Consider the following 26,073-nt stretch of genomic DNA (forward strand, 5'->3'; position numbering starts at 1 on the left):
CTCGCCGACGCGCCGCAGAACCCACCTTTCGACAGCAGAACATGACATTGACACGGCACTGTCACGAAACTGCTGGCTTCTTCCTTGCGTTCGCCACGAGTGATAGTCAATACTACCTGAGAGTGAGAATCATTCGCATGTAGCATTCGCGGTGATGGACGGAGGGTGGATGGCTGGTCGCACGGAATCGATGGTGACATATGCCTCTCCCGTAGAGCCGCCGACTGAACGTCGACGGCGGGCCGATGAGGATCGGCCCGGATTCCTTGATCAGTACGGTCTGGCACTCGCCACGATCGTGACGCTGATCGCGTTCGTGCTGGGCTGGGGGCTCGGGCGAGCCGACGTCATCAGTAGCACCACGGAAGTCGCCTTCTACGTCGTCGCCTACATTGCCGGTGGCGCATATGCCACCCGCACCGCGCTCATCAGCCTCTGGAACCGCCAGATCGACGTCGATACCCTGATGGTTGTCGCGGCGATCGGCGCAGCAATCATCGGTCACTGGGTCGAGGGCGCGATCTTGCTGTTTCTCTTCTCGCTCGGCAACGCGCTGGAACACTACGCGATGGGACGCACTTACAGCGCTATCCGCGCGCTGATGGATCTGCGGCCCGAGGATGCCCGCGTCCTGCGTGACGGGGTTGAGTCTGTTGTCGATATCGAGGACCTTCGGATTGGCGACGTCATCGTCGTCAAGAACGGCGAACGCATCGCCGCCGATGGTCAGGTCGCCCGCGGCGAATCAGCAGTCGATCAGGCCGCCATTACTGGCGAGTCGATGCCGGTCGTCCGGCGCGTCGGCGATCCTGTCTTCGCCGGCACGATCAACGGCCACGGCGTCCTGCACATCACTGTCCAGCGGCTGGCCGACGAGAGCACGCTGGCGAAGATCATCGACATCGTCGAGGCGGCCCAGGCGGAGAAGTCGGCCACGCAGCGCTTCACCGATCGCTTCGAGGGGCGTTACGCCGGCGGGATCATCATCGCGGCGGCGCTCTACGCGCTGCTGCCGGCGCTGTTCACCGATCGCGCACTCGGCGACACGATGTATCAGGCGATGATCCTGCTGGTCGTTGCATCGCCCTGTGCGCTCGTCATCTCGACACCTGCGTCAACGCTTTCGGCGCTGGCGAACGCGGCGCGCAACGGCGTGCTGTTCAAGGGTGCGGCGCACCTGGAGGACATCGGCGTTGCGCGCGTCGTCGCCTTCGACAAGACCGGGACGCTGACCATCGGCCGCCCGCAGATGACCGACCTGCGACCGGCACCCGGTGTCGATCCCGATCACCTGCTGGCGCTGACTGCCGCTGTCGAACGCCTGTCGGAGCACCCGCTCGGCGCTGCCGTGGTCCAGGCAGCCGAGCAGCGCGAGCTGACGATCGCCGAAGCCCTCGACGGCACGTCGATCATCGGGCGCGGCATTCAGGCGACGGTCGATGGCGAGACAGTGTTGGTCGGTAACACCGCGCTATTTGTCGAACGCGGCCACACCGTCCCCGACTGGCTCGACAGCGAAGCGAACGATCTACGCGACAACGGCATCTCGACGATGCTCGTCGGCATCGAGCGCGCGCACGGCGTGACGTTCATGGGCGTCATCGGCGTCGCTGATACGCTCCGATCGACCGCCCGCGACGTAATCCGTGAGCTGAAGGATCTCGGCGTCGAGAAGACGATCATCCTGACCGGCGATAACGAGCGCGCCGGACGTGCGATCGCTCGCCAGACCGGCATTGACGATGTCCGCAGCGACCTCCTGCCGGCCGAGAAGCTGGCCATCATCGAGCAGCTCAAGGAGGAATACGGCACGGTCGTCATGGTCGGCGATGGCGTCAACGACGCTCCGGCGCTGGCGACCGCGACGATCGGCGTGGCGATGGGCGCAGCCGGCACCGACGTGGCGCTCGAGACCGCCGATGTCGTCCTGATGGCCGATGACCTGAGCCGGTTGCCGTACGCAGTCGAGCTCAGCCGCCGGACGCGACGCATCATTCGGCAGAACCTGACCATTGCGTTGACGGTCATCGCCGTCCTCGTCATCGGCACGCTGCTCAACCTGACGACACTGCCGCTCGGCGTCATTGGCCACGAGGGCAGTACGATCATCGTCGTGCTCAACGGGTTGCGCTTACTGGGTGGTGTCGCGCGGCATCGGCAGCCGCGACTCGCACCACAACTGCAGCCGGTCGGCAGCTAGCCACCGAGCACCCGCTGGTTCTCAGCCCGATTCTCCCTAGTGGAGGGTCGGGCTGATTGTGTTGGCAAGCATCTCGGCGACCGTGGACAACAGAACATCCAGATCGAACGGCTTGAAGAGGATGCGCTGGTTGCGGCTTTCGATGTCCTGGCGGATGTCGATGGCGATATCCCGTTCGGCGAGCGCGGTGCAAAACAGCACCGGCAGGTCACGGGTATCGTCCGCCTCGGCCAGGCCGGCAGCCAGCGCCGGGCCGGTCGGTGACTGATGAAAGACGATATCGAGGATCACCATATCCGGCAGGTCCACGGAAATCTGTAGCAGCAGATCCTCACTCTGGTCGAGCGTCGCGACCTCGTAGCCGCCCTCAAGCGTCAGGATCTCGCGCATCATCTGCAGAAAATCTGGTGAATCGTTGATAACGAGGATCTTGGCCGGACCGTGCGGCTGTGCGATTTCGGTCGAGGTCATCCTGGGCCTTGTCCGGTAAACGTGCGGCTGCCGCTGCGATCTCGCTGGCGGCGTCTCGTAGCGCGGAAGATGCGCAATCATACGCCACGACATCGAGGAGGTTGCGACCGCGTTGACCGGCAACTGGCCCGGCGGTAGCATGCCTCGACACGATGACAGTGCAGACTCGCATCCAGACACCGATACGTGGCAGGGCCGTGATGGGAAGCGGAGGAGGCGAAACGACAGTGGCGACGAGAATTGGGTTCATCGGCCTGGGGATCATGGGTCGACCGATGGTGCGCAATCTGGCCAACGCCGGGTACGAGATCATCGTCTATAACCGCAGTCAGGACGACATCGACGAGGTCCTTAGCGACGTGCCGCAGGCCACTGCCGCCGCCAGCGCGCGAGCTGTCGCTGAGCAGGTCGATACCGTCATCACGATGCTGCCGGATTCGCCGGAAGTGTCGGAGGTCGTCTTCGGCGAGACGGGCATTCTGCCGGCGATGAACGCGGGAGATCTGCTGATCGACATGAGCACGATCGCTCCGGCCACGGCCATCGCCGTCAACACTGCACTGGCCGAACGCGGCGCGAGCGCGCTCGATGCGCCCGTCTCCGGTGGGGATAAGGGTGCAATTGCCGCGACGCTGTCGATTATGGTCGGCGGCAGCGCGGCCGACTTCGATCGGGCCATGCCGCTGTTCGAGGCGATGGGCAAGACAATCGTCCACGTCGGTGGGCCGGGCGCAGGGCAGACGGTCAAGGCCTGCAACCAGATCGTCGTTGCCATTCATTACGCCGCCGTCAGTGAAGCGCTGCTCCTCGGCGCCAGGGCCGGTGTCGATCCGGAGAAGGTTGTCCAGGTGCTGAGCGGCGGGCTGGCCGCCAGCCGGGTCATGGAGATGCGCGGGCCGGGCATGATCGCCCACCAGTTCGAGCCGGGCTTCCGAATCGATCTGCATCGCAAGGACCTGAATATCGCCATGTCGACGGGCCGCGAATTCCAGGCACCGCTGCCGGTCTCGGCGCTCGTCACCCAGCTCTACGAAAGCATGGCTGCGCGCGGCGACGGCCAGCTCGACCATTCGGCACTGGTGACGTTGTACGAGGACTTGGCGGGGTTCAAGATCGGGGAGTAGACCTCACCCCCCCCTGCCCTCCCGCTCCCGTGGGGAGAGGGAGGGTGTCCTGGGTAGGACGGGCCGGCTGCCGTTTTGGGGTGTGTGACCAACAAGCGGTTCCTTTTTAAGGGAACGACGAACGTCATTAGAGTAGAAGGAGATTGACTGTGCAGTACAACCGGGTGAAGGCGGCGCTCCGCGAGGACAAGGCGGTGGCGGGGCCGATCATTAGCGAGATGCGCTCGATCGGCAGCATCAAGATCATGGCGAATGCGGGCTATGATTTCCTGTTCCTCGATATGGAACACGCGATGTTCGACTGGGAAACGATGATGCACCTCGTGCAGACGGCTCTGCTGTGCGACATCGTGCCGATCGTCCGACCGACCGACAACCTGTACTCGCTCGTTGCGCGGGCATTCGACTCCGGAGCGCAGGGCGTCATCATCCCACGGGTCGAGTCACGCGAGCAGGTCGAGGCTGCCGTCTCCTACGCGAAGTACCCGCCGCTCGGTCGGCGTGGCGCAGGCGGCGATGGCCGCAACGGCTACAACCGCAAGGGTGTGCTGGAAGCGATCGAGGACGCCAACCGCGAGGGCATGGTCGTCGTTCAGATTGAATCGGTCGCTGCTCTGGAGAACATCGAGGAGATTGCCTCGGTCGAGGGCATGGACGTCATGCTGATCGGCCCGCAGGACCTCTCGATCTCGATCGGCTGCCACGGCGATTTCAGCCATCCAGACTTCCTCGCCGCCGCGCAGAAGATCACCGACACCGGCCGCAAGCACGGCAAGGCCGTCGGCATGGTCGAGAAGGAAGCCTCGGCGATGCAGCGCTGGTACGACATGGGCATGCGTTTCCTCGTCACCTCCTCCGACTCGCACATGCTGCTGTCCAGCGCAACGAAGTGCGTGCAGGATTTGAAGGGGTTTACGGGGGAGTAACCAGCCCTCAATCGCCCCCGGGCGGCATGCGATTGACCGGGGGCGATGCACACATTACTCAGCGTCGCGAGATCCTCTGAACCCGGAACAGTGTCGACTATCTATATCCCGAGATCCAAGTCCTCCATACGCGCCCTAGGCATCACGATGAAATTCCCTCCCGCCTTCCCCTGTCGAGCAAGCCAGCCCACCGCCAGCTTCATGTGGCCTTGCGATTTTCCCGCCCACAGGGGGTATCTGGAGAGAGACGACAGCGGGAGTGACAAGAGAAATCCGGAACCCTGTGTCGACACACACCGCGTCTCGATGATTGCTCTTCATTGGGTTCCGCAACCTCTAATGCCAAACGGTATCGGGGGCAGCTTCGCTGAACTGAGGGCGAGTCACTGTCAAACGCTTATCGCCGAATCCTTGCCTGTGCTCTGATGGGAATAGACATGTTTTGCAGCAAGGGCTATACTCATGTAAATCTACGACACAATTGCGAGCGGCACGCTGTCAGTACATCATTCATGGCGGCGTGACCACATCGTCATAATGCATTTCGGAAGTGCGACTACTGATGAGTTCAACTACCGAGAGTGTCTCTAAATCACTGTATGCGAAATTGCAGCAGCTTCGCGTTCCGGGCGATGCTGGTTGGGTTCCATTGCCCAGCTGGGCGAGGTTTTTCACATCAATAGGTTCGGGAGTGCAAACTACGACGCACAGTCGCGTCACTGCCGCTATGGCGTTGCCGACTCGCGTTGGTGCCGCGGCATTCGTGCTGGCAGGCATGTCGATCGCTCGTATGTCACACATACAGATGGAAGATGTCAATAGTTATTTTGCAACTCTCTGCAAACTCCCAGCTGGTACTCCCGTTTCCTTCTATGACCGCAAAAATCACAGGAAACAGCGTGGCTTGATCGCTCGCGTCGAAACCGTTGGCGGGGCTCCGCACATCCTCATCCAACATTCCCAAAATGGGAACAAAATCCGAGGCTTCCGGGAGGACTTTGCTTATAACGTCGAGGTGCTGCCACCAACAGCGGAATCGCGGAAACCATTTGGTTGGAGCATGGGAGTAGCCGCAGGGCCACTCATCGAATCCTGGCAGGGCCGGATTTTGCATTTCGATATGCCAATTCGACGAGCGCAGAAACGATCGTCATCGGAAGGCGAGTCTCCTCCAGGGTGAGCTAGAGCAGATAATTCTAGGTGTCAGACCGGATCAACGATCGTTGGCGAGTGGATCGCTCCAAGGCTTGGTGCGGTTACGCCTTGCCGACCACAGACCATACCAATATCCGGTCATTACCCCAGGATATCGCGGGACGGCGCGAATCGCACGACTGCACCAGCCAAAGGTCGTTGTATTTGATGGATCCTCTGCGTTTATTCGATCTCGACACCATTGGCGATCATGCCACTGGATTGCCTTACTCGATCGGACTGAACCGCTGTTCGATGATGCGGTTGATGCAGTCAACGAGTTATACGAAAGCCGTGCGGATGACGTTCACCTACCCAAGATGCCGCAGCCTCCAGGCGGAGTTGAGCTATCTCTCTTCACGAGGTAACGAGTAATACGATGCTAACACGTGATCTCATGGCCGCAGTTGACGCTATATACGACATTTCTGGTAGCCCAACCATCGAGCATCATATCGTGCAGAGTAATGTGGTGAAGGAGTTCGTATATTGCCTCCGGGTGCTAAAGAGAGCGACATTCGAAGATCGCGATAATGCTCAGATACGACGACTCTTAAACATTCTGTTCAAGTATCAATACCTAGTAACGTCAACGCCAATCGCACCGTCAGACTCGTCGCTCATTGGTATCGAAGGCATTGCCGAACTCAAGACATTGACATCTCTTGCGATGATGGCGTATCGAGCACATAGAGATCCTATCCAACAGATGGTAAACGCGTTTCTGTCACTGTATTATCTCAACAGTAGCCCTCTATCCGAATATCTAATGAAACATATGCTTGCAGATGATGCTACTGGCCTGGCACTACTGGTAAGCGACACGCGTCTCGTCGAACCGACGCAACGCGCGCTCTCTGCTATACACTGGCTGGATTCAGCTGAAGTGCTAACACCACGAGACTTACGACGACTCAGGCTCTTTGATGACCTCGTAATCTTTGGCCCTCTTCATCGTCTCCCGAACTACATCATGACAGCATCGCGGGCAAGATCCATCCACGTTATCAGGTATAGGTGCATACGGGACGCGTGGGAGCCAACATCCGCCTTCGAGAATCCAATAGTATCCCGACGTCGTCTACAACCCACCGTGGTTGATGAGCAAGACGGCATAGAGGATGAATGGCAGCCGGACGCAGATGTCACTGAGGTTGTGCGACAACTGACGATGATTGTATCCGACACAAATGGACTAGATGTGATTAATGCGCGTGTAGCATTGCTTGCGAATTCGCATGTCGTACTGCTCGATGCTAACCCGTCCGCTACGGAGCTGATAATCGATCTTGACGCCGATCATTCACCAATTCAGCGAGTTGCCGCACATGAGGTTCACGCCGGAACCTTCATTCTCCTGAGAACTGACGGCAGCGGGGACTATGTGGTTACCATCGCAGATCAGATTATGGGCCAGCGTGCAGAACTGCTACGAGCGAGGCAGCGCCGATGGAAGAATCTGTTACGTGATGCTGTCGGACGGAGCGACCTATTGACGGTTGCCTTGCAGCTTCTGGATCGTGGCTCAAATTGCGCCGATGAACAGAACGTTCGCAACTGGATGTCCCACAGAAGTATCAGCACTCAGGCCCGGGAAGACTTCGACTCAATCATGAAGCTTATTGGTCTGGATTCCGAATCAGAACAATACTGGCAATCCATGAGAGAGATTCGTCGTGCCCATCAACGGGCGGGCCAGCGTATCAGAAAGCTCTTGCTTGCTCGAGTTCTCGATGCAGATCTGGACGAGCTTGAACGTATCGGGGCGCTGGAATTTCATTTAGATGAAGTTGATGGAGGGACACTAACAGCATTTCGCGTAGAGCGGCTGCTGCCCCAGGTAGTGCAAGTCCTTCCGCGCTCGCTAGGAAATCCGTACAGCACGACGGAATTCAATTCCGTCACTATGCCCATCGACCTACAGCCACTCTACCGTTCGTTCGGAGTCCCCTCCACGATTCCGTCTGCCCAACAATCACTTGATCTGGATTTGTAGCAGGAAGAGCCCGAGCGTGAGTTCACACCGTGAGAATCGCGACTATGTCATCGAGACCCTGAAGCAAGAACTTGTCGGCCCATCTCCGCAAGGTCGAATGATTGATTGCTCACAACCAATCGCTTTTGAAACAGCTGAACAGTCGTATGGACCTTGGCGACAATCAGGGTCTGGCGACGAGATTCTGCAGCGCGATCCGCCATTTCAACGATACGGAGTCGGCGTCCTCGTTCCGATTGAGTCACGTGCGCCGAACACCGCACTATCTAAAATCGAGAAGGATGGACTAGACGAAGGCGATTCCCATGACTCCTATATCCACGAGCTAGAAGTGCTTCCGGGAGTGCTTTCAGATGAGCCTGACAATGAGAGCCGAGCCGAGCTGGTAACAGGCGACAAGCTTGATCGGCTGAACTGGACGGCAAATCGTCGCTACGGAATCGGAGCTGACGACAACGCTGACGATTCCACGCTCTCAATGGCGAATGCGCGAAAGCCAAGCAGCATGGCAATCAGCTTTCATGGAAATTGACGTGATGCCTCGCTGACCGTCGACGCATCTGGGGGCCGGTATCGCCACATGCATATCCAGCGCAGGCGCTCAACGCTCATGGTGGCTGCGATCACAGGTAACGTGCACTGCCGAGTTCACCGGCGTAACCCTCAGCAATGTACGTTCTGGAAGATTGACGTCAACCACAAAGGGTGACATGAATACAAATGGATTACAGATTGACATTGATGTGTTTGCCCGCACACTAGATGCGTTTCCAGACTATTTGCTTCTCACTGTCTGCCTTGTGAACCGGTCAAAACCGAAGAACAATACCGATGAACTATTGAATAGCAATGAGCGTATGCTATTTCAATCGGAATTTCGCGTTACAGCAGTTTCCTCGACGGGCGAGCCGTTGATCGTTCCGTATCCTGACGGACTACCTGACCAACTCGATCCCGAAGAGCAAATCTCTTGCCCTGCTCTACCGTCGAGACGTACCGTTGCGGGTCACGGCTGTTCGGCAAATTGGGATAACCCACCAGCGGGTCTCGATCGAATTGCTTCTGCCTCTGCCGAGAGCTTCCCGACTGTGGAATTGCCAAGCACGACACCAGACATCGCTCGTGAAGATGGGACCCTTGTTACCGTCCCGATGGCTCCGCTTGCCGGTCTGGTTGACGGCGATGATGGGATAGACGCTGTTGAAGAGGTGATCAATCGGTACGACTCATGGATTCGTGCGCAGCGTACCGAGATTGACCGGATCGACACACACTATCAGCAGGCGGCCAAGCGCCATATTGCCGAGTGCGAACGCAGCGCAGCGCGTATGCGCGGTGGGCTCCAGTATCTTCGCTCAAACCCTATCGCGTTCCGTGCGTTCCAGCTCGCGAATCACGCCATGCTCCTGCAACAGTCGCGATTTCGGCGAACAAGCCGAGAATATATCTACGACAAGGATTCAAAGCGAGCGAGTTTCAATGAGCCGCACCCCAGCCTGTACCCGAATGGACTCTCAGCAGCCTGGCGTCCGTTCCAGATCGCATTTTTCGTGGCGGCGTTGGCGTCTGCTGCCGATGGAGAGCACGCCGAACGCGAGACTGTCGAGCTCATCTGGTTCCCGACAGGCGGAGGGAAAACTGAGGCATACCTCGGCCTTGCCGCGTTCGCCATCTTTATGCGACGTCTCAACAACATCCAGGATACCGGCACGCATGTGCTCATGAGGTATACCTTGCGTCTCCTAACAGCACAGCAATTTCAGCGTGCCTCAGCCCTGATCTGCGCGATGGAATATCTACGAACAGAGAATTCGGCAGAACTAGGTGATCAGGAGATATCGATTGGGATTTGGTTGGGGGGAGGAAGCACGCCGAACACTCGCATGCGCGCTCTTAACTCCCTCAAGGAATTGAAGAAAAGCCCAGACCGCGCACGAAATGAGTTTATTTTGACGCGATGCCCGTGGTGTGGAGCGACCATGGGTCCAATAAAGGTCGATAAGTCGCATTCGAAGTATACTTTTCAGGTCATCGGCTATGAGGCTCGTGGCGATACGGTTGCACTACACTGCCCTGACCGAAACTGCCAATTCTACGATGCTCTTCCGATTTGCGTAGTCGACGAAGATATCTACTGCAATCCTCCGTCTCTCATCATCGGGACAGTCGATAAATTCGCTATGCTCACTTGGCGACCAATGGCGCGATCGCTATTTGGAATCAACGATCTTGGTGAAAGAGTCAGTTCCCCACCGGGGTTGATTATTCAGGACGAGCTCCACCTCATTTCAGGCCCGCTCGGATCAATGGTGGGACTCTATGAGACAATCGTCGAAGAGCTTTGTACAGATCGTCGTAACGACGTTCCGGTCAGACCCAAGATCGTTAGTTCTACAGCAACCATTCGCCGCTACGTCGACCAGATCAAAGCTCTTTATGCCCGCTCTGACATTGCGCTCTTCCCTCCACCGGGGCTCGACCATGGAGACTCCTTCTTCGCCACACATGCTCGCGAGGCCGATGGGAAGCTTTCACCAGGCCGCCTGTATGTTGGTGTGCACGCTCCAGGTCTTGGATCGCTTCAAACGACCCAGGCGCGCGTCTTCACGTCTCTCATGCAAGCACCAATGTCTCTGCCGCAGGACATGCAAGATCCATGGTGGACCCTTTTGGTCTTTTTCAATAGCCTGAGGGAACTAGGCACAGCGCTTTCCCTATTCCAAACTCGTGTCCCAGACTATCTATGGGCGCTGCGCTCGAGAATGGGAATAGATTCCAAAAACCTGCGCAGGCTCGACTACATTGAGGAGTTAACGAGCCGTCTTCGCAGTGATGAAGTACCGAACGCGATCACGAAGCTGGAAATCCCAGTCGGCGGTTCGGCGCGCCCAATCGATGCCTGTCTCGCATCGAACATTATCGAGGTCGGTATCGATATCGACAGACTATCGCTCATGACCGTTATCGGCCAGCCCAAGACAACATCACAGTACATCCAGGTGACTGGTCGAGTTGGGCGGCGGTGGAAGGAGAGGCCTGGACTGGTCGTGACGGTTCTAAACCCATCACGTCCGCGTGACCGCTCACACTTCGAACGATTTCGCTCATACCATCAACGCCTATACGCACAAGTCGAGCCGACAAGCGTTACACCATTCTCGCCACCTGCAGTCGATCGTGCTCTGCATGCGGCTCTCGTCGCCTATGTCAGGCTCATCGGCGGCTCTGAAGTAGCGATGAGCCCTATGCCATTTCCTGATGACATAGTCGAGCGTGCAAAACAACTGATCCTGAATCGGGTGAGCGTTGTTGACCCTGTTGAGCAGACGAATGTGATCGAGACAATTCAGAATCGAATTAAGGAGTGGCATCTCTGGGAAAATCGACATTGGGAACGCAGCAATCGAGAAATCGAAATCGCCCAACTCTATGTGGCTGGGGAGTACATCGATCCCAAAAGCGCTCGGTTGTCATGGGCAACCCCGATGTCCATGAGATCTGTCGATGCTGAGTGCCAAGCAGAAATGAGCCTCGACTATAAGCTGGCTGACGTCCTGGACGAGGAGTTCACAGGTGGCAAAATTCAGTGGCCCAATCCGTAGGTCTCAGCTAGTCGGGTATGGTGGCGTAGGATCCCTGACGACGGCAACCGACGGCGCAACTCTCATTGCAGCCGGACTGGATTACTGGTTCCCGAATGAATCCTCTAGTGGAGCGAGAATTGACGCCAGTGAATACCAAGTTGATGAATGGCGGCTCAAGCGAAGATGGGCGTGGATCACTTCGGCTCCCTCCCGATTATCGTGAGCGTTGGCACGGAGACGAGACGCCGAATACAGGTTTGACGATCCCTTACCTTCGCTTTCCCCAATGGCACGTCTGCCGGTGGTGCCACATCATGCAGCGCATTTCGAGTTCTGAGCGTGGAATTCCTCGATGCCCACGCTGTGCGAAGGCGCAAGCCCGGCCCTGCATTGGCGCAAGTACCGTTCGTCGCTATGTGTGAGTATGGCCACGTCCAGGAGTTTCCATGGAGCGAGTGGGTTCATCGTTCGCTTGAGCCAACTTGCAGAGGTGTGCTGCAGCTCAGAGCGGCAGGTAGCGCCTCTCTTGGGGCGATCCAAGTAAAGTGTCTCTCGTGCAACAAGTCGCGTTCACTCTCTGGAATCACGTTTGCAACGCCAACTGAGGAGGGTGATAAGACGCTACTGAGCGGGTCGCTCACACAAGACGACGAGATGTACACCTGCGCAGGGTTACGCCCCTGGCACGATGACGCTATAGGAGAAGGGTGTGGTCGCCAACTTCGCGGTGCTCTCATAAGCGCCGCGAATGTCTATTTCAGTTTAGTCAAGAGCGCAATCTATATACCAAAGTCGAGCGATGGCGCTCCTGCCAAACTTGTCAGCTTTCTTCAACAGCCACAACCCGCAAACATTCTAAGAATCCTCCAGTCTGCAACGTCAAGCGTCATAACCGAGACCTTGCGCTTGCAGTTCCCTGTAGACCTTCGCCCCTACTCTGACACTCAACTTGAGCAAGCAATCGAGATCGTGCGCAATCCGCAAGAGACCACAAACCAGAAAGCGAAGAAGATTGATAAGCGCGAGTCTACTGAAACACACTTCCGCCGCGAAGAGTTTCGTGTTATCCGGAAGCCGCATCACGATGACCAGCTTCTGATACGGGAGTCTCCAACAAGCTCATATGATCACGATATTGCACAGTTCTTCTCGCGAATCATGCTTTTGGATAAGCTGCGGGAGACGCGCGCACAGTACGGTTTTAACCGCGTGTTCGCCGAGTCAGAATTTGAGGCGACAGACCGCCAGGCATTGCTTTGGAAGCAACAGCCCGATCGCCATGAAATCTGGTTGCCGGCCTATACAGTCTTCGGTGAGGGTTTGTATTTTGAGCTTGATGAGCAACGCCTGCGGACCTGGGAACGACAAGAAGCTGTAATTGATCGCATTGGCCGCCTCGCCGACCGATACCAACATGTGCAGAAGGAACGACGTCTCGAAGAGCGCGAGATTACACCGCGACTTGTGTTACTCCATACGCTCGCCCACTTACTCATCAATCGCCTCGCGTTCGAGTGTGGATATAGTTCGGCCTCGCTGCGGGAGCGACTCTATGTGTCGCACGATCCTGACGATCCGATGGCCGGGATGCTGATCTATACAGCAGCGGGCGATTCCGAAGGTACGCTGGGTGGACTTGTTCGAATGGGGAAGCCTGGGAATTTGGAACCCGTTTTGGAACGAGCCATCGGAGGAGCGCGATGGTGCTCAGTCGACCCTGTCTGCATGGAGATTGGAGAATCAGCGGGCCAGGGGCCAGACTCATGCAACCTCGCAGCGTGCCACAGTTGTGCGCTCATTTCGGAAACCTCATGTGAGCTCTTCAACCGATTCCTCGACCGTGCAGTATTAGTCGGCTCACTGGAAATGCCCGAAATCGGATACTTCCACCGCCTCGCGTCACGGCTAACCGTGTAGTTGGGTCGTTCTCTATCCCTTCACCGCACCCGCCGTCAGCCCGGCGATAATCCGACGCTGGAAGATGAGCGTCAGCACGACGAGCGGGATCGTGATGATGATGGTGGCGGCCATGATGCGGCCCCAGGCGATTTCAAACCCGCCGGGGGTGTCCGGCTCGAAGCGGAAGATCGCCAGCGTAACGGTGTAGTTGTTCGGCGTCTGGGTGAATGACAGCGCGTAAAGGAACTCGTTCCAGGCGGCGATGAAGGCCAGGAGGCCGGTCGTCACCAGGCCTGGCGCGGTGAGTGGCAGCAGTACCCGATAGAACGTCTGGAACGGCGTTGCGCCATCGACGTAGGCGGCCTCCTCAAGCTCACGCGGCATTTGCTGGAAGAAGCTGGTGAGCACCCAGACAGTGAACGGCAGGGTGAAGATCATGTAGGTCAGGATCAATGCCCAGAGGCTGTTGTAGATGTGCAGCGAGTTCACCATCTTGTAGAGCGAGCCGAGGACGGCGATCTGCGGGAACATCGTCATCGACAGGACGATGTAGAGCACCGGCGTGCGTCCGGCAAACCGGAAGCGGCCCAGCGCATACGAGGCGAACGCGCCGATCAGCAGCGACAGCACCGTCACTGAGCCAGCGACAATCGCCGAGTTCAGCAGCGCCCGCATGAAGTTGCCGTCCTTGAAGACGCGCACGTAGTTGTCGAGCGTCGGCTCCTTTGGGAAGTACTGCACCGGCGTGGCAAACAGCGCGTTGTCCGGCGTGATCGACGAGCGGAACGCCCAGTAGAACGGGAAGATCAGGTAGATCATGATGATGGCGAGCAGCAGGTAGAACCCAACGCGGCCAACGATCCGGCGGGTCGAGCGTGCTCCGTCCATTACGACGCCTCCACATTCAACGTCGTCACGTAGGCGACCACGAAGATACCGATGATCAGGAAGATCGCGACAGCAATCGCACTTCCGTAGCCGGTATCGGAGAACGCGACGATGTTGTTCTGTGCGTAGATCGCCATCGTCTGCGTATCGCGTCGAGCGCCAAACATGACGTAGAAGACATCGAACACACGCAGCGCGTCGAGTGTGCGGAAGATGAGTGTCACGAGAATGGCGGGGCGGAGCAGCGGCAGCGTGATGCGAAAGAACTGCTGGATGCGATTCGCGCCGTCAACCGTGGCGGCCTCGTAGACGTCGCTCGGGATCACCTGAAGTCCAGCCAGCAGCAGCAGCGCGACGAACGGCGTCGTCTTCCAGATGTCGACAGCGCAGATCGCTGCCAGCGAGTAGCGCGGCTCGGCGATCCAGGCGATGTTGCGATCGATGATGTGCAGGCGTTGGAGCAGGTCGTTAAAGACGCCGTAGATGTCGTTGTACATCCAGGCCCACATGCGGGCCGAGACGACGGTCGGGATCGCCCAGGGGATCAGCATTGCGGCGCGGGTGAAGCCGCGGCCTTTGAAGCTCGAGTTCACCACCAGCGCGATAATCAGTCCGAGAAGAAGCTCGAAGACGAGCGTGATGACGGCGAACTTGACGGTCGTGACGATCGAGTTGCGAAAGACCGTGTCTTCCAGCAGGAATCGGTAGTTCTTCAGCCCGATCCACTCGGTCGGCTGCGCGCTGGCCAGCCGGTCATTGGTGAAACTGAGGTAGATCGTCTGCGCCAGCGGGATCAGCGCGACGACGGCGACGACGGCGAGCGTCGGGAGGAGCAGGAGCCAGGCAGTTCTGGTTTGCTCGCGGCCGAGTGCCGACCGTTTGCGCCGCTCCACGACCTTCGCGGTCTCGACCGTGGCATGGCTCATCGGTCCCCCTCCCCTTGCTGGAGCAGGGGGAGCAAACTCCCCCTGCAAGGCGTGTTTGCGGTCTGGATGTTCTCTCACCCAACGCGGTTCACAGATCGCGTGAACCGCGCAGTGCGCACGATTAGCCGAGCAGTCGCTCGATCCGCTGGGCGATCGTCGGGACGATGTCGTCCGCGTTGCCGCCAGTGAGGATCTCGTTGACGCCCTGGAAGAACTCGGTCGAGACCTGGTTGTAGTTCTCGCCGGTCTCGCGCGACGGACGCGTCACACGGGTCACGTCGGCCAGGTTCTCAAGGTACGGCTGGTTAGCGATGACATCCGGGTCCTCAGCCACCGACTTGATCAGCGGCACGAAGGTCGCCACGACCGCACGCCACTTGACCACGTCTGCGCTGACCATGTACTTGACGAACTCGATCGCCGCTTCCTGGTTCTTGGAGTAGGTGGAGACGGCGAGCTGCCAGCCGCCGAGCGTCCCGACCGACTCGCCGCCGTCTCCGGCTGGCAGCGGTCCGACGTCGAACTTATCCTTGACCGCTGAGCCTTCGTCATTGCCCTGCGCATAGGCATACGGCCAGTTGCGCATGAAGGCGGCGTTGCCACCCTGGAAGGCGTTGCGCGCGTCTTCCTCCTGGTAGCCGGTGACGCCGGTCGGCGCGATTGTGCCGATCCAGCCGCCTGCCTTGGCCAGGATTGCCTTGGCGTTGTCGTTGTCGAGGGTGACCTCGCCGTTCTCGATGATCGAGCCGCCACCAGACGAGGCGATCCACTCCAGCGCGTCGCAGGTCAGGCCCTCATACGCCTTACCCTGGAAGACGAAGCCCCAGAAGTTCGGATTGTTCGCCTGCTCGCCCTCCATGATCGTCTTGCACTGCTCCTCCAGCTCATCCCAGGTGGCGGGTGGGCCGTCGAAGCCGTACTGCTCCAGCAGGTCGGTGCGGTAGTAGAGGATGCCGAAGTCACCAAACCACGGCGCACCAATGAGCTTGCCGTCGATCGTGTTGTTCTCGACAATCGACTCGTACCACTCGCTGGTCATGTCGCTAAATGCGTCGGTCAGATCAGCCAGATGCGGGGCGAATGCACCCGGCCAGATGACATCGACCATCATCACGTCGATCTCGCCGGACTTCGCCTCGAACGCGCGCTGGTAGGTTGCGTACGTCTCGGTCGAATCCTCCGGACGCGGGATGACGGTGATCTGAATACCGGTGGCGTCAGTAAACGCCTTGGCCAGCGTCTCATCGAGCTGGTTGCCGATACCGACGCCGTCGCCGTAGTACGTCAGCGTTGCGCCGCTGTACTGACTGGCAGCGTCGGCGTTGGCGACTTCCGGCGCGACATCAATCGACATCTCGCCCGAGCCGGTCGGAGACCCTGCCGCCTCACTCTCGGTCGGCGACGCTTCAGCTTCGCCCTCAGTTGGCGATGCTTCGGCCTCGCTCTCAGTCGGAGATGACTCAGCTTCGCTCTCGGTTGGTGAGGATTCTGGCTCAGAGGTGGCAGCAGGCTCGGTTGCGGTTTCGCCACCCGTGCTTGTTGTCGAGGTCGCTTCGTCATCATCACCACCGCAGGCGGCCAGCAGCGCGCCGATGGCCGGAAGCGAAAGCCCCAGGACGGCTGCTCGACGGAGCACCTGGCGGCGGTTCGCCCTGCCCGCCATGGCATCGTTCAGCAGGTCCGAATAACCCTTGTCGAAAGGCACAGTCACCTCTCCATTTCTTCATCCCGGTTTGCACCGGGCACTGCACGCGACGAGATGCACGTCCAGGAAGCTGATGAATGGAGAGTGGGGCACCGCCATCGCAAGTCACGGGATGAGGGCTGTTGCCCACCTCACTTCATCTATAGCCACTGTGCAGTTGTGGCCGCTGTCCGCTGAACGTGATGCAGCCGCAAACGATTCGGCCCGCGGCAGCACCTCCGCGGGCCTGGCTGCGTGCATCGCCTGCCGGTCTCCCATTTCAAGGACGCCAGCTCGCTCCATCTGGGCGAATCGGCAGGAACAACAGACAAACATGCTGCAAGAGGAGTGCCACGAACGCGTTGTCGTCAGCCGTTCCGGCCTCGCCGACGGAAGCGCTGATGGAAGGTGCTGGGGTGTGGGGTGCGCGGAACCAGACCGCGCTCATAGGCATCGTCGAGGAGCGGCTGCAGGACGATGATGTAGCGCACAAGCCGTTCGGCAAGGCGTTCTGCGAACGGTGTCGTGAGTGGCTCCAGCGGTTGAAGCTCGAACAGATGGCCCCAGGAGCGTGTCCAGCGTTCCAGTTCCGCCTGGACGCCCAGCTCGTGCTTGATCTCCAGAATGGACGTGTCGAAATGTGCCAGCAGCAACTCTGTGCTGGCCGGACCATCCTCGAAATGCAAGCCAACCTCGACTTGCTGCTGCTCGCTGCTGATCCAGACTTCATAGTGGACACGATAGTTTGCACCGTAGTGGAGCTTGAGCAGGTTCATCGTCTGGCGCAGCTCGAACTCGCGTCGTTCGTCGGGCAACTCACGACGCACGACCTCAATCAAGTCGCTGAAAAAATCTCGCCGCGTCATCGCGCCCGTCGCCCGTCGCGAAGCCATGCACCCCTCCTCGTCGCCAAGGATACGTCCCAAACAACAAAGACCGGCACCCGCCCCGCCAACCACAGGACACCCCCTCTCCCAACGTAAGGACCGGCACCCACCCCGCCAACCGCAGGACACCCCCTCTCCCAACGTTGGGAGGAGGGGCCGGGGTGAGGGCCGTCACCTCACATCTCGCATCACGATGCTCTTGCATCCGCGCGACAACAGGCGTAGGATGAGCCAAGACTAATATCGGCTTACGGCACGCCATAGAATCGGTGCAACCGCCACCTATGCCGGACGAACGCTACGGGACGACGCCACAATCTGCCGCCACGACAGACGCCTCCCCGGTCAACCGAGAAACGCCTGCTGGTCGACGCTACGCTGGTGAAATCATCAGCGGGCATGCCGACACTGACACGATCGCCACCGCATCCGAAGTCCTCGCCGGCGCGAGCGGGAAGCACCCGTTGCGCCGCATTCTGCCGTTCCTCGGTCCGGCGTTCATCGCCGCGATCGCCTACGTTGATCCGGGCAACTTCGCAACGAATATCGAGGCCGGTGCGTCCTACGGGTACATGCTCATCTGGGTCGTCATCGCGTCGAACCTGATGGCGGTGCTGGTCCAGTCGCTGTCGGCGAAGTTGGGCATCGCGACCGGCCACAATCTTGCCGAGCTGATCGGCAGCGAGTATCCCCGCCCGGTTGTGTTCGCGCTGTGGTTGCTGGCGGAGGTCGTCGCGATGGCGACCGACCTGGCCGAATTCCTCGGCGCGGCGGTCGGACTGAACCTGCTGTTCGGCATCCCCCTGCTGCCGGCCGGCATCCTGACCGGCATCGTCACCTTTGGCATCCTCGGCATGCAGCACTACGGGTTCCGACCGCTGGAGGCGGTGATCACCGGGTTTGTCGGTGTCATCGCTGGTTGCTACATCGTCGAGCTGTTTCTGGGCAAGCCGGACTTCGGCGCGACGATGGACGCAATCGTCATGCCGCAACTGTCGGGCACCGATAGCGTGCTGCTGGCATCCGGTATCCTCGGCGCGACGGTGATGCCGCACGTCATCTATCTGCACTCGGCGCTAACGCAGGATCGCATCGTCGCGCAAAACGCCGAGCAGCGCCGCCGCCTCTTCCGCTTCGAGCTGATCGATGTCTTCATCGCGATGGGGGTCGCCGGGTTTGTGAACGCGGCGATGCTGCTGATGGCGGCCGTCACGTTCCACGGCACCGATCTGGTGTCCGAGGGCGACGATCTGATCCTGCGCGCCTACGAAACACTGACACCACTGCTCGGCGGCTCGGCCAGCGTAATCTTCGGCGTCTCGCTGCTGGCTGCCGGCCTGTCGTCATCGACCGTCGGCACGATGTCCGGCCAGGTCATCATGCGCGGGTTCCTCGGCTGGCAGGTGCCGCTCTGGTTTCGACGCACGATCACGATGGTGCCGGCGCTGCTGGTGATCGGGCTGGGGATCAAGGCGACACGAACGCTGGTCATCAGCCAGGTGATCCTCTCGTTCGGCATCCCCTTCGCGCTGGTGCCGCTGGTACGCTTTACCCAACGCCGCGATCTGATGGGCGATATGACCAATCGCCTGATAACGACCATCGCCGCCAGCATTGTGGCGGCGCTGATTATCGCGCTCAACCTGTTCCTGCTGTACGAGACGTTCTTCGGATCATGACAATGACGACGCTGCCGACGATTCGCAACATCCTCGTTCCGCTGGATGGCTCACGTCTGGCCGAGGCATCGCTTGCCCCCGCGCGAGCGATTGCGCTGGCCACCGGCGCAACTGTCACGCTGCTGCATGTGCTGGAGGATGATGCACCGGAGCTCGTCCATGGCGAGCCGCACCTGACTGAGGAGCATGAGTCTGCCAGCTACCTGGCCGACGCCGCGCGGCGCTGGAACGGCCACACCGTCTTCGAGCAGCATGTCCACCCGAACCCGGAGCACGACATCGCCGCCAGCATCGCCGAGCACGCAGCCGAGCTGGATGCTGACCTGATCGCGATTACCACGCACGGCGGCGGCGCCTTGCACGATCTGCTATTCGGCAGCATTGCCCAGAATGTGCTGCGACGCACTGACAGACCGGTCCTCATCACCAGGCCGGAGTATGTCAGTGGATCTCGATTTATTTGCAGACGTGTTGCGGTGACGCTGGATCGCACGCCAAAGGCCGCCGAGGCGCTGCCGCTGGCGCGAAGCATTGCCACGGCGTTCGGTGCGGGGCTGACACTGATCACGGTTGTACCGACGCTGGCTTCCATTCGTGGCGAACGCGCGGTGCCCGCAACGATGTTGCCAACAGCGACATCGGCACTGCTCGACATGCAGGTCAATGAGGCCGCAGCCTACCTCGCCAACCTGCGGGATGAGATTGGTGACCCGGCGACCGTCGCGCTGGTTCGGCGCGGCGATGTCGCCGGTGAGATTGCTGCTGCCGTCCAGGAGACCAGCTCGAATCTGCTGTTCCTCAGCACGCACGCCAAGTCAGGGCTGGAGGGCATTGTCTCCGGCAGTGTCGCTGCGAAGGTACTCGGTCGCGTCCGCGAGCCAGTCGTGCTGTTACGCGCGTCGAAGACTCCGGCTGAATAACCGTTGATCTAGAAGATCAGCGTGAGAATCGCCAGCAGCAGCAGGACGAAGGCGACGACTCCGAGGCCGACATCCCAGCCGTGACCCCAACCATCTTTCGGCCGATGTGGGACATATGGTGAACTCACATGCGTCCCCTTTCCGGACGAAGCGCTCGACCGGCCAGGGTTCGCGACACTCGCGCCGCCAACCGGCACAGCGCAACTTTGGGATTGCAAAGCACAACCCTGCTCTATCTATGATAGAGCAGGATTGGCAATTGCGTAAGGTGTGGTAGCGATATTGCCGCTACTTGTTGTTTTAGCGGAAGCCGTTGTCGGCCAGCGCCTGCTGCCCAGCTTCTGACAGGACCGCGTCAATGAACGCCTGCCCGAGAGTGGCATCACCGTCGACGACCAGCGCGATCGGATATTCGGCGATGACGTTCAGATCGTCGGGGATATCGATCGTCGCGACATCATCGCGAACGGCGGGAGTGACGTCCGACGAGTAGACAATACCGGCGTCTGCCTCACCGAGCTGCACTTTTGTGACGACCTGCTTGACGTTTTCTTCCAGCGAGACGATGTTGGCCTCGACCTGCGAGCGGAAGTCCGCGCCGAAGGCAGGATCAGCACTCATCAGGTCCAGCACCTGGCCGGTGTAGCGACCGACCGGCACTTCCTCGTTGGCAAACACGATCTTCAGGCCAGACTTCGCCAGATCGGCCGGCGTCTGGATACCGCCCGGGTTGTCGGCCGGCACGATGATCGTCAGCCGGTTGTGGGTGAAGATGACCGGATCGTTGGCGATGACGCTCTCGTCCTGCGCGGCACCCATCTGCTTCGTGTCAGCCGAGGCAAAGACTTCGGCGTGCGCGCCCTGGCCGAGCTGGGTCACCAGCGCCTGCGAACCGGCGAAGTTGAACTCGATCTCGAGGTCGGGGTTATCCGCCTTCAGGCTGTCGCCGATCTGGGTGAACGCATCGGTGAGCGAAGCGGCGGCGAAGACAGTCAGCTTGCCGGTCAGTGCGGCGGCCGGCGGCTCAGTCGTAGCTGTCGGAGCAGCGGTTGTCGCCGTCGGGGCAGCCGTCGTGGCCGTTGCTTCAGCAACGGTCGCTTCGGCAGTCGGCTCGGCTAGAGCCTCAGTTGGGGCCTCGGTTGGGGCGACGGTAGCTGCCGCAGCAATCGTCGCGGTCGCCGGTACGGTCGTCGCCGCTGGTGCCGTCGTTGATGTCGGATCGGCGTCATCACCGCCACAGGCGGCGAGGATCATCGCCAATAGCAACACACCAAACAGGACAAACGCCCGTCGTCTCGTTTCCCTCATACACCACCTCTTTCGACACCCAACACCGCAAACGCACCGAATGGTTTCGCATGCATTACCCACGACGCATGTATTCAATAGATGAGTATTGCTCAGTGATACTAGTGCGATGTGAGGGCATCGTCAAGGTGAAACGGCGAGTCAGGCGAAGAACGCTGACAGGCCAATCACCAGGAAGAGTAGCCAGAGGGCGAGGATGCCCGGCACGATGCTGCCACTGGCCGCCCGCAGCAGGCAGGCGACCGCACCGATCAGCCCGCCGGCGATGAGTCCGGCGACCAGCGCGATCGGCACATCGCCCGTCGTCTGGGCAGCGACGGCCAGTGTCGCCCGCATGGCGAACGTCAGCGCATAGAGACCGGTGGCGGCCAGCGCGGCAACGCGCGTACGCGTCACCAGCTCGAAGGCACCCTGCAGGTAGCCGGAGATGATGATGCCGATGACGGCGGCCTCGGCCAGCGTCAGGGCCAGCAATCGCAAACCACCGCCAGCGTCCTCAATCAGCAGGAACAGCGCGACGACGACGATCGTCCCCAGCAGAAAGAAGAGCAGCTGTTGCCAGAGACGGTTAGTGCGCACCAGCTCATCCAGCCGCCCGCGTGCGCCAGTCGTGGTCGGCACCGGCGAGGCGCGCCAGAGCCAGGCGGTGACGATCGCGGTGAGCAACGGCGCGAGCAGGCGGAACTGGAACCAGCCCAGAGGAGTGTCCTCGGGGCCGACGCTGGGCGCATCGGCGTAGATCACCAGCATCGGCCAGACGCCGAGATAGAGGATGGTGAGCGTCAGCCAGGAGTAGAGCGTGCGCAGCATGAACGAGCGCGTGCTGCCGTAGCGCAGCTCTGCAGCCTGCTGGCCCTTTGGTCGCGCTGCTTCCGCCACGCTGTCCGCCCCGTCTTGCTTCGCAACATTCACAGTGGCAGGATACTCGACTGGCCGCTCAGGGGATGCGCCTGGCCCAGATGCTGTCCGGGAACTGCTCGCGGAGCCGATCCCAGATCGCGTACATCTCCGGGTTCGAGTGCGATTTCAGGAAGGTCGCGATCCCCAGCCGATACAGTGCCTCAGCCGCCCACGGACCGGTCGGGTCGGCGCTGTAGGCGGCGTTGAGCAGCTCGATCGCGCGGTCGGTCTGGCTCCAGCGCAGCGCCACCTCGGCCTCGCCGATGTCAAGCAGGATCAGGAACTCGGGCGGCGGCAGGAAGTTCAGCGAGCGGTAATGGACGGTCATCCGCCGATCAGCGAACAAGATCGTCGGCGTCCAGATGACGTTCAGTGGTCGGACCTGCTCACGCGGCGACTCGAACAGGTTCAGCCGCAGCGGCACGAAGCGCGAGTCGATCGCCGCGATGACATCCGCATCCGGGTACGTATCGGCATCCAGCCGATCACATCCTCGTCAGGGGACTTTGAAGACGTCAATCAGTATCGGTCGCCGCAGACGGAGCGCATCCGCCTTTGCCTGTTCGGTATCCGTTCGCCATTCGATCATCCAATTATCCTCGTCATTTCTCCAAATTGGAGCATCCACATGACATTTGTACTATGATGAATGTCTAGCGGCTGGTCGGCAGCTCCTACGGCGCTGCCATCCCACACCAGGCGCGGGGTGAGGGAAGAAGCACCGCCCAGCGGCGGGCACCGTCTGTGAACGATAGGTGACCGGCATGGCACAGGAAACACGCCCGACACGATCGTCGGCCCGCTTCGCATTCCACGGAGTGAACGCCGGCTACATCCTCGAACTCTACGATCAGTATCTCGCTGATCCGTCATCTGTCGATGACGAGGCGCGCGCGTTCTTCGCGAACTGGACGCCTCCACAGATCGGCAGCAACGGCGCAGCGACAGCTGCACCGGCAGCGGCACCAGCCGACATCAGCCGGGTGCTGGCAGCTGCGAACTACGCACAGAACATTCGCATCTATGGTCATCTGGCCGCCAGGATGGCACCAGTCACCGACCCACCTGCGCCCGTACCGGAACTACAGCAAGCGCAATTTGGTCTGACTGATGCGGACCTTGAGCAGCTCCCGGCGCAAGTCGTCGATGGGCCGCTCGTCCAGCAGTCGCGCAACGCGCTCGACGCGATCACCCGGCTGCGCGCCGTCTACTCCGGCCCGATCGGGTACGAGTTCGACCACGTCCAGAACGTCGAGCAGCGTAACTGGCTGCGCGATGCCGTCGAGAGTGGCGCGTTCGCTGCCCCGCTCGAGATCGACCAGAAGAAGGCGATCCTCAACCGGCTGACCGACGTTGAGGCGTTCGAGAAGTTTCTGCACACGACCTACCTCGGTGCCAAGCGCTTCTCGGTCGAGGGCACTGATGCCGTCGTGCCGATGCTGGATGTCATCGTCGATGACGCATCGCGCAACGGCATCCGCGAAATCATCATTGGCATGGCCCACCGTGGACGACTCAATGTGCTGGCCCACGTGCTCGGCAAGCCGTATGCAGCCATCTTCTCCGAGTTCGAGCACGGCCCGCGCGGCGGCGTCTCGCAAACCGACACCAGCGACATTGGCTGGACCGGCGACGTGAAGTACCACCTCGGCCTGCGCCGTGAGGCCGGCGATGGCGGCGGCACACATGTCGATGTGCCGATCATCATGGCACCGAACCCGAGTCACCTGGAGTTCGTCGACCCGGTTGTCGAAGGTATGGCACGCGCCTCGCAGGACGATCGCGAGAGCTCCGGCGCACCGGTTCACGACCCGATGGGCTCGCTGCCGATCCTGATCCACGGCGACGCGGCCTTCCCCGGCCAGGGGACGGTCGCCGAGACGCTGAACCTCTCGGCGCTGAAGGGCTATTCGACCGGCGGCACGGTCCACATCATCACCAACAACCAGATCGGCTATACGACGCTGCCGCAGGATTCGCGCTCGACGCTCTACGCCAGCGACCTGGCCAAGGGGTTCGAGATCCCGATCGTGCACGTTAACGCCGATGACGCGGCGGCCTGCTTCAACGTCGCCCGACTGGCGATTGCCTACCGCAGCCGCTTCAAGCGCGACTTCCTGATCGACCTGATCGGCTATCGTCGGTGGGGCCACAACGAAGGCGACGAGCCGACGTTCACCCAGCCGGAGATGTACTCGCGCATCACCAAGCACCCGACGGCCCGGGCGATCTGGGCGCAGGAGCTGGAGTCCGAAGGGTCGATTCCGGCGGGTCAGGGCGATCAGCTCCTCGCCGCTGCGATGGACCACCTGCAGCAAGTGCGTGAGGCTGGATCCACTGACAAGCCGGTCGCAGCCGAGCAGCCCGCCACATCGCAGCGTCCGATCGAGATCGAGACGGCGGTGTCCACCGGCGTCCTGCATCAGGTCAACAACTCGCTGCACACGTTCCCGGATGATTTCACGCTCAACCCGAAGCTGAAGCGCCAACTCGAACGACGCAAGGCGGCGCTCGAAACCGACGGCGCAATCGACTGGGCGCTGGCCGAATCTCTCGCCTTCGGCTCGATCCTGATGGAGGGCACGCCGATCCGGCTGACCGGTCAGGACGCGCAGCGCGGCACGTTCTCACAGCGCCACCTCGTCCTGCACGATGTCGCGCAGGGATCGACGTTCACGGCGCTCCAGGCATTGCCGGACGCTGCGGCGTTCGCTGTCTGGAACAGCCCGCTCTCCGAATCAGCGGCACTGGGCTTTGAATACGGCTACAGCGTCTACGCACCGGAAACGCTGGTGCTCTGGGAGGGTCAGTTCGGCGACTTTGCTAATGGCGGTCAGGTCATCATTGACCAGTTCATCGTTGCCGGTCAGGCCAAGTGGCTGCAGACATCCTCGCTGGTGCTGCTGCTGCCGCACGGCTATGAGGGCCAGGGGCCGGAGCACTCCAGCGGACGCGTCGAGCGCTTCCTGCAGCTCGCGGCAAACCGCAACATCCGCATCGCGAACTGCACAACGTCCGCGCAGTACTTCCATCTGCTGCGGCGACAGGCGCTGTTGCTGGAGAGCGACCCGCGACCGCTCGTCATCATGACGCCGAAGAGTCTGCTGCGCCATCCGCGCGCCGGTTCCAGCCTGCGTGACCTGGCCGACGGCCAGTTCCAGATGGTGATCGACGACCCGGTGGCCAGTGAGAACCCGGAGAACGTCCGCCGCGTCGTGTTCTGCAGCGGCAAGGTCTACGTCGACCTGACGCATCAGGAGCACGAGACTGCCGGCGATGTCGCGATCGTGCGCATCGAGCTGCTGCACCCGTTCCCGGCCGACAAGGTCCGCGAGGTGCTGGAGCGCTACGCGAACGCGAAGGAAATTATCTGGCTCCAGGAGGAGCCGCAGAACATGGGCCCCTGGAACTTCGCCAAGGGCCACCTGTACGAGAGCTTCGGGGACCGCCTCGATATCCACCGCGTCAGCAGGTCGGCCGAGGGTTC

Annotated in this window: 18 protein-coding genes; 10 read left to right on the forward strand and 8 right to left on the reverse strand. The window is 60.4% G+C overall.

What is annotated here, in order from left to right; translation table 11 throughout:
- Positions 1–169: 169 nt before the first annotated feature.
- Entirely contained in the window at positions 170–2,200 is a 2,031-nt protein-coding gene (cadA, locus tag M9890_09530) for a cadmium-translocating P-type ATPase (GenBank protein ID MCO5177195.1), read from the forward strand.
- A gap of 36 nt (positions 2,201–2,236) precedes the next feature.
- Here the strand turns inward: cadA and M9890_09535 are convergent, their stop codons facing one another.
- Positions 2,237–2,671 (reverse strand): response regulator, encoded by a 435-nt coding sequence (locus M9890_09535; protein ID MCO5177196.1) that lies wholly within the window; start codon positions 2,669–2,671, stop codon positions 2,237–2,239.
- A gap of 227 nt (positions 2,672–2,898) precedes the next feature.
- Between M9890_09535 and M9890_09540 the strand changes: the two genes are divergently transcribed.
- The 6 genes from M9890_09540 (at position 2,899) to M9890_09565 (ending at position 13,412) form a co-directional block, all read left to right on the forward strand.
- The gene (locus M9890_09540; GenBank protein MCO5177197.1) at positions 2,899–3,795 is read left to right on the forward strand and encodes a 2-hydroxy-3-oxopropionate reductase; all 897 of its coding nucleotides are present in this window, start codon (positions 2,899–2,901) and stop codon (positions 3,793–3,795) included.
- Between the two features lie 149 nt (positions 3,796–3,944).
- The gene (locus tag M9890_09545; GenBank protein MCO5177198.1) at positions 3,945–4,721 is read left to right on the forward strand and encodes an aldolase/citrate lyase family protein; all 777 of its coding nucleotides are present in this window, start codon (positions 3,945–3,947) and stop codon (positions 4,719–4,721) included.
- 1,573 nt (positions 4,722–6,294) lie between these two features.
- Entirely contained in the window at positions 6,295–7,911 is a 1,617-nt protein-coding gene (locus tag M9890_09550; protein MCO5177199.1) for a hypothetical protein, read from the forward strand.
- Between the two features lie 16 nt (positions 7,912–7,927).
- Complete coding sequence (locus tag M9890_09555) at positions 7,928–8,443, forward strand: hypothetical protein (protein MCO5177200.1); 516 nt, start codon at positions 7,928–7,930, stop codon at positions 8,441–8,443.
- Positions 8,444–8,621: 178 nt separating this feature from the next.
- Positions 8,622–11,513: a hypothetical protein gene (locus tag M9890_09560; protein MCO5177201.1), complete on the forward strand. Its 2,892-nt coding sequence runs from the start codon at positions 8,622–8,624 to the stop codon at positions 11,511–11,513.
- A gap of 396 nt (positions 11,514–11,909) precedes the next feature.
- Positions 11,910–13,412: a DUF1998 domain-containing protein gene (locus M9890_09565; GenBank protein MCO5177202.1), complete on the forward strand. Its 1,503-nt coding sequence runs from the start codon at positions 11,910–11,912 to the stop codon at positions 13,410–13,412.
- A 12-nt stretch (positions 13,413–13,424) separates the two neighbouring features.
- On the opposite strand, the gene M9890_09570 is transcribed toward M9890_09565, so the two are convergent.
- From M9890_09570 to M9890_09585, 4 genes are all read right to left on the reverse strand, one after another.
- Positions 13,425–14,282 carry a carbohydrate ABC transporter permease gene (locus M9890_09570; protein ID MCO5177203.1) on the reverse strand — a complete coding sequence of 286 codons (858 nt, stop codon included), beginning with the start codon at positions 14,280–14,282 and terminating at the stop codon, positions 13,425–13,427.
- Positions 14,282–15,208 (reverse strand): sugar ABC transporter permease, encoded by a 927-nt coding sequence (locus M9890_09575; protein MCO5177204.1) that lies wholly within the window; start codon positions 15,206–15,208, stop codon positions 14,282–14,284. Before M9890_09575 ends, M9890_09570 begins: the two co-directional genes overlap by 1 nt.
- 121 nt (positions 15,209–15,329) lie before the next feature.
- Positions 15,330–16,913: an extracellular solute-binding protein gene (locus tag M9890_09580; protein ID MCO5177205.1), complete on the reverse strand. Its 1,584-nt coding sequence runs from the start codon at positions 16,911–16,913 to the stop codon at positions 15,330–15,332.
- Positions 16,914–17,260: 347 nt separating this feature from the next.
- Complete coding sequence (locus tag M9890_09585) at positions 17,261–17,785, reverse strand: hypothetical protein (GenBank protein ID MCO5177206.1); 525 nt, start codon at positions 17,783–17,785, stop codon at positions 17,261–17,263.
- Between the two features lie 278 nt (positions 17,786–18,063).
- On the opposite strand from M9890_09585, the gene M9890_09590 reads away from it, so the two are divergent.
- The gene (locus M9890_09590; GenBank protein ID MCO5177207.1) at positions 18,064–19,458 is read left to right on the forward strand and encodes an Nramp family divalent metal transporter; all 1,395 of its coding nucleotides are present in this window, start codon (positions 18,064–18,066) and stop codon (positions 19,456–19,458) included.
- A gap of 2 nt (positions 19,459–19,460) precedes the next feature.
- The gene (locus tag M9890_09595) at positions 19,461–20,378 is read left to right on the forward strand and encodes a universal stress protein (protein MCO5177208.1); all 918 of its coding nucleotides are present in this window, start codon (positions 19,461–19,463) and stop codon (positions 20,376–20,378) included.
- Between the two features lie 300 nt (positions 20,379–20,678).
- Here the strand turns inward: M9890_09595 and modA are convergent, their stop codons facing one another.
- The 3 genes from modA to M9890_09610 form a co-directional block, all read right to left on the reverse strand.
- Complete coding sequence (modA, locus tag M9890_09600) at positions 20,679–21,686, reverse strand: molybdate ABC transporter substrate-binding protein (protein MCO5177209.1); 1,008 nt, start codon at positions 21,684–21,686, stop codon at positions 20,679–20,681.
- A gap of 141 nt (positions 21,687–21,827) precedes the next feature.
- A complete protein-coding gene (locus tag M9890_09605; GenBank protein ID MCO5177210.1) occupies positions 21,828–22,565 on the reverse strand; it encodes a hypothetical protein in 738 nt (245 codons plus the stop codon).
- Positions 22,566–22,623: 58 nt separating this feature from the next.
- Positions 22,624–23,010 (reverse strand): hypothetical protein, encoded by a 387-nt coding sequence (locus tag M9890_09610; GenBank protein MCO5177211.1) that lies wholly within the window; start codon positions 23,008–23,010, stop codon positions 22,624–22,626.
- Positions 23,011–23,350: 340 nt separating this feature from the next.
- Here M9890_09610 and M9890_09615 point away from each other — a divergent pair.
- Positions 23,351–26,073, forward strand: a 2,723-nt coding sequence (locus M9890_09615) for a 2-oxoglutarate dehydrogenase E1 component (protein ID MCO5177212.1), incomplete at its 3' end; no start/stop codon positions are given.

The organism is Thermomicrobiales bacterium (assembly GCA_023954495.1).
In the GTDB taxonomy this organism is placed as follows: domain Bacteria; phylum Chloroflexota; class Chloroflexia; order Thermomicrobiales; family CFX8; genus JAMLIA01.